Here is a 9,770-nt window from a genome sequence, read left to right as displayed (position 1 = left end):
TGTACCGTGAAAACCTCGGTTAAGGTGACCCATTATCTTCCCGAAGTGGTGGTGTCTACCTATCAGGCTCCCGGTGGCAATCCATGGACAGAAATGGCGCAGGTCAGTCAACTCTCAGGCGGAGTGGAAAATACCGTGACCGGGGCGTTTTCTCACCTGAACGCCGGCGGGGGTAATCACAATGTTCAGATTGCCGGGCAGAGGCGTACCAGTCTGCGTTTCAAATATGCCGATGCCATCGGGCATCCGGCAACTAACCTGATAGGTGGGCAAATCCCCGGTTATTCGTGTCGCAGTGCCGCCACCCCGTTGGTGCCTTATTTTATCAGCACACTGGATTCGGTAGCGTGGCGCTCGGGTCTGCCGGAATCGTTCTATCCGGAAGCGCTGATACCCGGTCAGCGGGAGCTGGGCCGCCAGATGGCCGGCACTATGTGGAGCCATATTTATCCGCGCTCAGGCTTTGTCAATCAGACCGATGATGACAAGGCATCTGCCGTGGTCGCACAGCGGGTCGCGGATATTATCACCCGCGCCGGTCAGCCGCATGTTTATCAGGCATTAAAAGGTCAGCGCGCCGACGGTTATTGGCCACCCGAACCGGTGACAGAAAATACCGGCACTCAAAATCACCAATGGCAGCGGTTATCACCGCAGTTAAGTCGGTCCTGCGCGGTGTTTCCGGATGGGGAACACACGGCGGCAAGCAATGGCAATCAGGCCTATGCCCTGTGGCAGCCTTACAGTTGCTGTCAGCGGCGTGGTCAGCGTTTTCTCGGCAGTACGGATATCTGAAAAGGGATGGATGACAATGAAAAGAAAAACGTTATGGCTGATAGTCAGCGGGCTGGCAATGACTTTTGCACAGGCCAACGCCACCGGGCTGTCCCTGACCTTACCGCAGGTGAACCGCAGTGCACTGGGCTATGGGGCAGAAGCCAGCGGTGCGGTGTCCGATACGCTGTTCTATACCCTGGGGGGCGGTTCGGTGATTTCTGAACCGGCCAGTCGCAGTGGTTCCGCCACCCTCGGTGGGTTAGAACTGGGCTGGAGTTCGGATTTAATGTGCGGCAATTTTGACCTGAAAGCCACTGTCAGCAATCAGTTGAACGGTATCACGGCCGGATTTAAGAATCTGATGGGTGATGTGATTCAGGGGGCCACCGGTGCCGTGGCCAGCCTGCCGGCGATGATTATCCAGCGGGCCAATCCGGGGCTGTATGACATGCTGACTAATGGCGTGTTGCAGGCCAATGTGGCGTTCGATAAAGCCCAGTTCAATTGCCGGGCGATGGCCAATAAAATGATGGACTTTGCGCAGAACACCAAATGGACGCAGTCGGCTACTTTACAGGAATACAAAATGCTGGTTAACAGTGGCGATGGTGATGCGGTACGTGTGAATAACGCCGGCAGTAAAGTGACGGGCGCCAGCGGGCATTCATGGATTGGCGGGCAACGGCAGGGCGGTAAGGGCCAGAATGCGATTCGCCCGACCCGGGATTTAGCCAGTGCCGGTTTTAATATGATGAATCAGTTGCCGGTACTGAGCCAGTCATCGGTCAGCACCCTGAAGTGTGAGGGCAGTGCCTGCCGTAAATTCAGCAATGCCCGTGAGGCAGCCGAAGCGGTGATCCGCATTCTGGGCGACCGGGCTATCCGTACCTGTGCTCAGGCAGCAGACTGCACCAGTGGCGGCGAGAAACACCAGCCGGGCACCACCGTCGCGGGGACGGGCTTTGCCCCGATGCTGGAGGCCCATACCCAAACCAATACGGAACAACTGGTGAAACTGGTCAGCGGCGCGGAAAAGCCCACGATGGCCAATCTGAGAAAACTGAAAACCGGTAGTCTGGCGGTGACCCAGGGGGTCATTCAGGCGTTGCAGCGCGACCCGGACCGGGCTGCCCTGACGGGGCGTTTAGCGGGGGAACTGGCGATGGCCGAAACCACCGAAACGGCGTTACTGATGCGGCGGATGCTTATCACCGGCATGTCTGAACCCAATGCGGCGGCGCAATCCGAAGCATTGGCCGAAGGGGAACGGCGGATTGCCGCACTGGACCGGGAAATCACTGCCCTGAAGAATGAAATGCTGCTGAAACGGGAACTGGCCCACAATGCCATCCTGACCATTATTGAGCGGGACACCCAACGCATTAAAGAGCATCCGCAAAAACAGGTGCCGGACAGCATGGATACGCGTTTTTATCAGCTGGAAATGCCAAATCGTGAGCGTAGGTAAGGAGAATGATGGCAGAGAAGCATTCAATATTAAGAAAAGGTGCCGTGTTATCACTGCTCATCGTGTTGATGGTGGGCATCACTTTGGCGACAGGTTGGGTCGGGCTGCATCAGGCAGAAAAACTTAACCTCATTCACCACTGGGTGACCGAAACCGGGGGATTCTGGTTAGTCTGGCGGTTATGCCTGTATACCGTACTGGGCTGGGGCGGTAAGAAAATCTGGCAGAAGACAACACATCAGCCAGAATATCGCGCCGTGTTGATACGGATAATGGTGGTCAGCCTGCTGTTTATCCTGCTGGGTGAATATGCCCTGTCAGGCAATATTGAGGATGTGCTATGACGACCAACAGCTATCTGGAATACTTTCTGACCTTACTCGGCTGGGTCGTCAACAATGGCCTGTGGCAAATACTGATTGCCACCGGGCTGTTTACGCTGCCGTTAGTGATAAAAGTGATTGCGGTCTGGCTGAAAGTGCAAGAGTGTGGTGAAGAAGAGGGCCATGGCGGATTACAGTCGCTCGCCCGGATTGAGAATATCCTGTACTGTGCCTTTTTTGTGATGGTGGTGTGTTGTGTGCCGCTGGTGAATGTCAGCCTGACCACGCTTCAGTACGACCAATCCCGTGCCAAAAGCTGTGGCACCTGGACACCGACAGCGCCGGATAAAAGTGGGTATGCGCCGGTGATGTCCAGCCTGAACAACCAGACCGCGGCTGTGCCCCTCTGGTGGGCGGTGGTACACCGGTTGTCCAAAGGACTGACCCAGGCCGCGGTGGCATCCATTCCCTGTCGGCCGGATTTGCGGCAACTGCGCTTTGACGTGCAGCACACCCGCATCAGCAACCCGGCATTGGCCGCGGAGTTGCAGGATTTTACTCACGATTGCTATGCCTTAGCCCTGTATCAGTGGAAACAACGCGATCGGGAGCACATCGCCGATCCGATTATCCTGAATGATATTGACTGGTTGGGCAGCCGCACGTTTTTAGCCGGGGATTACAATACCCTGCAATCCCGTACCCCCCGAGCGGATTTTCCGTGGCAGGAGGACCGGGACAATGGGCGACCGTATACCGGGCAGGGAGGATACCCGACCTGTAAAGCCTGGTGGTCAGCCGCCAACACCGGCCTGAAAGACCGGGTGCTGGCTCAGGCCGATCCGGGCTTGTGGTTGCGCCTGTCGGCGACCCTGAAAATGCTGGGCAAAAATACGCCGAAATATCAGGAAGCGGTGATCCGCCGTCTGGTCAGCCCCGTGAATCTGACGGTTTCTCAGGCGGGTTATGTCTATGCCGGCTATGGTGGCAATGCTGATCCCACGTTGTTGGATGCGGGCAACCGGGTGGGTGCTTCGGCAGGGGCGTTATTGGGCGGATTACTCAGTATGCCCATGTTCGATGCGGTGCGACAGGCGCTGCCGATGATGCAGGCGGTGATCCTGATGGCGTTGTATATCTTAATCCCATTGATACTACTGTTTGCGGCCTATGAGTTTAAAACCATCTTCACGCTGACTTTTGTCATTTTCGCGTTGAATTTCCTGACCTTCTGGTGGGAAACCGCCCGCTGGCTGGACAGCCATTTGCTGGAAGCCCTGTACGGTTCAGACACCCACAGCCTGTTTAATCTGGCCGGCATGCAGAACACCTCAGACGATTTAATCATGGGGCTGGTGATGGGCACGCTGTTTATTGTCCTGCCAATGGTCTGGTTGGGCGCATTCGCGTGGGCCGGTGTGCGGATGGGCGATATGGCCGGCATGATGAGCCAGGGTGTCGGGCAGGTCAGGCAGTCTGCGGGCATGTTCGGACAGATGGTGATGCAGCGGGTGTTATCTAAAGGAAAGTAGATAAATTATGTGCTTAAAATTTAGGGGATAGGACGCTATTCCTTAAATTTAGTTTGAATTTAATATTTTCCTTTATTTAATTCTATAGATAATGGTTTCGATAATTTAAATAATTCATATTGTCGCGTTAATGTTTTAATTTACTCTTCTCTGAATTTAGGTCTTATATTCACATAATTCACATAATTCACATAATTCACATAATTCACATAATTCACATAATTCACATAATTCACATAATTCACATAATTCACATAATTCACACAACACTGATGACCTGCATCACAAAAAATAAAATGATTAAGTGCCCTTTAAGCCAATATGACTTATATATAAAGCGTTATAATGTCATTATTTATATCGGATATCCTCTTTAGGGTAGTGGGCGATATTTAATATAGAAGCCTCAAGGGTCGTGGCCCTTGAGGCTTTGCTATTTATTACAGTGAAAATAAAATGGGTTTAACCCATTTTTCGAGCAATTTTATCTTTTGGCCTATTTATATTTCCTTAGCAAGGAAAGACCCAATAAATATGTTTAACGGTGCGGGTAAGTAAGTTATTTAACGAAAATGTATTATTGAATGGATTGATGACTTTTCTTCATTCAGGGCGGGTTATATCTCTTTTCTGTCTTTTTATATTTCATGTCAGCATGGTATGAGTTTAATATTCATGCGGTATCTCACAAAAAACGCAATAACGGAGTGTTATTTCACTCAAGATGGCTTACCTTGAAAAGGATATACTTATCATGTTTTATCTATATAAACTCTCTTGTTTATGGTGGTAGACAATTTATAGAAGCCTCACTGGTCGAACCCATTGAGGCTTCGCCGTTTAGGTTGATGAGAATACACCGGTTCGGATCCAATTTACCGATTAAATTGAGTTTTTTCGCTATTGAATGAATAATGAAAAGGGTTAAATTGAAAAAACTTTAATATAGGCTGAAATGGGTCAGGGAAAGTGATGAGCGATACTGATAAAAATGGTAAGAGCAAGAAAATTCAAAAACGATTCAGTCATTTTATTCCTTACAAAACCACGTATGATTTGCGTTTAAATAAAAGAGAACTCAAGTTAATCAACATACTGATGCAGATTCAGGGCTATGAATGGGGTTTTTTGACCGTGTTAGGTGTCCGGCCTTTATCGCAACGGGGGTAACCATAAAAACAGTGCCATCTATGTTGTGCGGTGCCGGTGTGGTAAATACGCGGTCAGGACACTTAAAGCAATCAAAAATCCGGCGAATGTGGCTGATATGTGTGAGCATTGCCTTCACCTGTACAACCTGAGGCGCAGAAACCTCTTTCTCACGACGGGAAAAGAGGTCGATTTGTCAGAATTAACCGGCATTAAATATAAACCCCCTTTAGAGATTAAAGTATAAGGAAAGGGGGTTCCTGATAGGTTGGCTATTGAGTTGGCTCTTGCTTCCGAACACCGCAAAGAAAGTCATGTAAAAAATATTGGATACCTGTTTTGAAAGACTTAATTATTAAGATGCTGTATATGCACCATAATCTATAATCGACTTGAGCGTTTATTAATTAATCTCATTCAGACATCATTTACCATTACAAGGGCGTCAATTTATGAAAAAAATGAAAGAAATTCATGCCAATTCTTTTGAGGGAGAAGTTTCAGTTATACTGAAATTTGTCTATGCCGTATTACAAAATGGTACTTTAGCGCCTCAATATGACGCTGAGTGCTTTAAAAAACTATCCAGTTTGGGATCAAAATACGTGGGTTTAAACGTGAACAATAGGTATAACATAAATACATATACTGGGATAATGTCTGCTCGCTCGACGTTTATTCCTCCAGGCCATTCCAGACCTTTAGTCGTTACTCTATCACCTGAAGGGATAAGTAATACCTATGAATTTATAGGTAGCATGGAGCCAGACATTAATATATTTTTTAATCTTGATAAAGAGTTAAAAAATCCAGTGAGTACATTTTTTATACCAAACAAAGGAAAGGAATATAATTGCGTCATTTCGAGTGTAAATAAATATCACGGTATAATAAGAAGATGGTCGTATAGACGAGCGTGAATATCACATATTTCCTGCGACAGAGCTGGAAAGCATAAAAACCCCTGGGACATTTATGCAGCAATCTCTTCTGTCCAACACGGCTCCGTTTTGTCACCTAATTGTAACGGCTCGCGTTTAAAATCCAGCGGACTAAATATTATGCCTTTCTTAAGTAAAGTTAGACAGATAAATCTTATATAGGCACAGAATAAAGGATCATGAAAAAATTCTCTCTCTTGTATTATTAACTTCGTTTGAATTATTTGTTTTAATTTTCACTGTCGGAAAAAGAATTACGCACTGTATATGCGCTGTTTTTCAATCATATTACCCCTTTCATCATTAATGAAAAGGGTCACAATCCGTGGTGCAAAAAATCCAATCCACGCGGTACAACAGCGCAAACTCTCTGATTATCAGCGTATTGAGCCTGTCACTCAGTTTTCCCGGTCAGGCCATGCCGGCAGTTCCAAACCAAGACCCGCAGGGACAAAAATTGGCCGAAATCACCGCACAATGGGGGCAACTTACTCAATCGCAATCTCCCAACGAAGCAGCAAAAACAATGGCTGCCCAGCAGTTATCGTCTGCGGTGACATCAACACTGACACCGTGGTTGAATCAATACGGCCATGCCCGCCTCACACTCCCTTTCGACCGCCATTTTTCGTTAAAAGACGTTGCATTGGATTGGTTACTGCCTTTTTATCAATCGGTTTCAGGGGCAACATTCAGCCAGTTAGGGGTAAAAACCCATCATGGTCAGGCAACAACGGCCGTCGGATTCGGCTATCGCTATTTAACCGATAACGGGTTATGGGGTGTCAATGCCTTCTGGGATGCACGATGGCCGGCGCAGCATCACCGTTACAGTCTCGGGCTGGAAGCCTGGCATGATAACGTCAAACTGTCTGCCAATCTTTACCAGCGCTTATCCCATTGGAAGCCCGCCCGGCTGACGGATTTTGACGCAAGACCGGCCAATGGCTGGGATATTCAGGCCGAAGCTTATTTGTCTGCTTTTCCTCACTGGGGCGGACAGTTGAAGTATGAACACTATTATGGGCAGCAGGTTGCCTTATTCGGTGGATCAGAACGCCAGAAAAACCCGTACAGCGTCACCGCCGGGCTGACTTCCACACCCGTGCCGTTAGTGACGTTAGGGGCGGATTTTCGGCGGGGTAAACAAGGTGCCAGTGAGAACCGTTTTACCCTGAACCTCAATTATCGGTTGGGTGTGCCATTCAGCCAGCAACTTGACCCGAACGCAGTCGCACCACTGCGCAGTCTGAGATCCAGCCCGTTGGATTTTGTGAACCGGCGCAGTGATATGGTGCTGGATTATCAGAAGCAGACCCTGATAACACTGGCCTTCCCCGCATCGGTTAAAGGCTATGAAGGCAAGGCAGTGACCTTTGTGCCGGTTATCCAATCCAAATATCCCCTGGCACGTTTAGAACTTGATGTCCATGAATTACAGCAGGCAGGCGGAAAAATACTTTATCAGCAACCAGATAAAGTGACATTACGGTTGCCGAAAACCACGGAAAAACCCGTCCGGCTTTCGGGGGTTGCCGTTGATAATCGAGGTCATCGCTCTAACCGGGCAGAAATCAGGATAGTGAGTCTGCCGACCGAAAAGCAGTGGCAGGTGACAGCGAATAAAACGCAGGCAAAAGCCGATGGTCATGATCCTGTGATCTATACCGTAATGGTCACCGATCAGGAAGGTACTCCTGTCCCTAATCAGGCCGTCATCTGGTCAAGTGACAAAGGCGAATTATCGCAGACCAGACAAAAAACGGATGCGCAGGGGCAGACATCGGTCGCGCTGCGCAGCCGTCAGCAGGGTCTGCACACAGTACGCGTTGCTGCCGGTGAGTACGTTACCATTGCGCCTTCGGTACAGTTTGATGCGGTGCTGATACCGGTAATCACCCTTGATAAGCACAGTGTCAGATCCGATGGAAAAGCAAGGGCAATGCTGACCGTCACTGTCAAAAATGCAGCCGGAGAGCCTGCTTCGAACCAGACCGTTGGCTGGCAGACTAATCTCGGTCAGTTTTCTTCATTTTCATTAAGGACCGATCCGAAAGGACAGGCCATCGCTTATTTAACCAGCCGGGTATCAGGAAATGCCGAAGTGACGGCGGCGGTTGGCAGTGAAACGGTGATGGCTTCTCCGATTAGCTTTATTGCCTCGTTAACGCACACGCTTCAGGCGGACAAACAGACTGCCATTGCCGATGGTCAGGACAGTGTATTTTATACTGTCAAAGTGCGCGATGCGGCGGATCAGCCCGTTGCCCACAGCGAAGTACACTGGTCAGCGGATAACGGGCAACTGCTGGATAAACAGGAGCAGACAAACAGCCGGGGAGAAGCGACAGCCCGGTTAGTCAGCCGCACCGCAGGGATGGCAATAGTGAGTACGGAAGTGTCAGGAAAAATGTTCAGTGCTTCTCCGGTGATTTTTAAGCGTTTGCTGAAACCTTTTATCACGGTGAATAAAATCCGGGCCAAAGGTGATGGACAGGATACGGTTATGTTGACGGCCACGGTGAAAGATTCACTGGGGTTACCCGTGGCAAATCAGCCGGTGGGTTGGCAAACGGATTACGGGGTGCTGTCTTCCGAGCGCACACAAACTGATAATCAGGGACAGACAAAAGTTCAGCTGAGCAGTACATTTCCGGGACTGCATCAGGTCCAGATTCTGGTTGGGGATAATCAGGTGGCAGCGCCTGTGGTGATTTTTGATGAAGTCCTCTCATCGGCAATCGGTGTCAATAAAACCCGTGCGGCAGCGGATGGCGAAGACTGGGTGACCTTTACGGTAACAGTGACAGAGAGTCAGGGTCAGGGTGTGTCTGATAAACCCGTCGATTGGTCGGGAAATTCTGGTGAAATGATTTTTGCCGATGACCGGACAGACCGTCAGGGAAAAGCTACCGCCACCTTTATCAGTCACTATGCAGACCGGGTTTCGGTCACTGCCCGGATTGGTAAGCAGCAGATTGTGTCTCCGGTTGTGGAATTTATCACACCGTTACGCCTTGTTGATACCGTTGCGGTTGACAGTCAGGGGGGCAATGCTAACCAGAAATCCTTTGGCATCAGTGGGCCTTCGGTATTCTGGCGTGGTGCAAAATTCCGCCTTATCACGGCAGGCAATACAGGCCGGGTGAACTGGCAGAGTGATTCCCCCTCAGTGACGGTATCCGGTGATATGGTGCAGGTGCAGCAGAATCCGGATGGTGTAAGACTCACGGGCATCGATGAGACAGGGCAACAGGTGGTACTGACCTTAACGGGTTATACCTGGTTTGAGCGCTCAGGCCTGACAGAAGATTTTTACTCGAATGCAAAACAGCTTTGTCAATCACTTGGCAGCCAGATTGCCTCCAAATATGCGCTCGAACAATTCTATGAGGAGTGGGGTAATTTTTATCTTTATGACGGCTGGGTACAGGAATTTTATGTGACGTCAACGGATTACCTTGCCGCCAGCTCAGGCTCAGCAGAACATCAGGCAAAATGGGCATTTTGGGCAGGGGCTGACCTGTGGGTGCGAAATGCCTGGGCGATGACGGCATTTGCGTGTGGTAAGTAATGGCAT

At 49.6% G+C, this 9,770-nt stretch carries 7 protein-coding genes; all 7 read left to right on the top strand.

Features of this window, described 5'->3' with window-relative positions; genetic code table 11:
• Positions 1-795 (top strand): TIGR03756 family integrating conjugative element protein (locus tag Xmir_RS21375; RefSeq protein ID WP_099116028.1); only part of this gene is annotated, 795 nt, incomplete at its 5' end.
• 16 nt (positions 796-811) lie between these two features.
• The gene (locus Xmir_RS21370) at positions 812-2,245 is read left to right on the top strand and encodes an integrating conjugative element protein (RefSeq protein WP_099116027.1); all 1,434 of its coding nucleotides are present in this window, start codon (positions 812-814) and stop codon (positions 2,243-2,245) included.
• Positions 2,246-2,250: 5 nt separating this feature from the next.
• Entirely contained in the window at positions 2,251-2,589 is a 339-nt protein-coding gene (locus tag Xmir_RS21365; protein ID WP_208620468.1) for a hypothetical protein, read from the top strand.
• Positions 2,586-4,100: a conjugal transfer protein TraG N-terminal domain-containing protein gene (locus Xmir_RS21360; protein ID WP_099116025.1), complete on the top strand. Its 1,515-nt coding sequence runs from the start codon at positions 2,586-2,588 to the stop codon at positions 4,098-4,100. Before Xmir_RS21365 ends, Xmir_RS21360 begins: the two co-directional genes overlap by 4 nt.
• A 972-nt stretch (positions 4,101-5,072) precedes the next feature.
• Positions 5,073-5,270 (top strand): hypothetical protein, encoded by a 198-nt coding sequence (locus Xmir_RS29685; protein WP_244171010.1) that lies wholly within the window; start codon positions 5,073-5,075, stop codon positions 5,268-5,270.
• A gap of 431 nt (positions 5,271-5,701) precedes the next feature.
• Positions 5,702-6,169: a hypothetical protein gene (locus Xmir_RS21350; RefSeq protein ID WP_099116024.1), complete on the top strand. Its 468-nt coding sequence runs from the start codon at positions 5,702-5,704 to the stop codon at positions 6,167-6,169.
• Between the two features lie 346 nt (positions 6,170-6,515).
• Positions 6,516-9,764, top strand: coding sequence for an Ig-like domain-containing protein (locus Xmir_RS21345; RefSeq protein ID WP_099116023.1), 3,249 nt, complete (start codon positions 6,516-6,518; stop codon positions 9,762-9,764).
• The last annotated feature ends 6 nt before the right edge of the window (positions 9,765-9,770 follow it).

It is taken from the genome of Xenorhabdus miraniensis, from assembly GCF_002632615.1.
The sequence above is the reverse complement of the archived record's forward strand: the minus strand, read 5'-3'. Positions and strand labels throughout refer to the sequence as shown.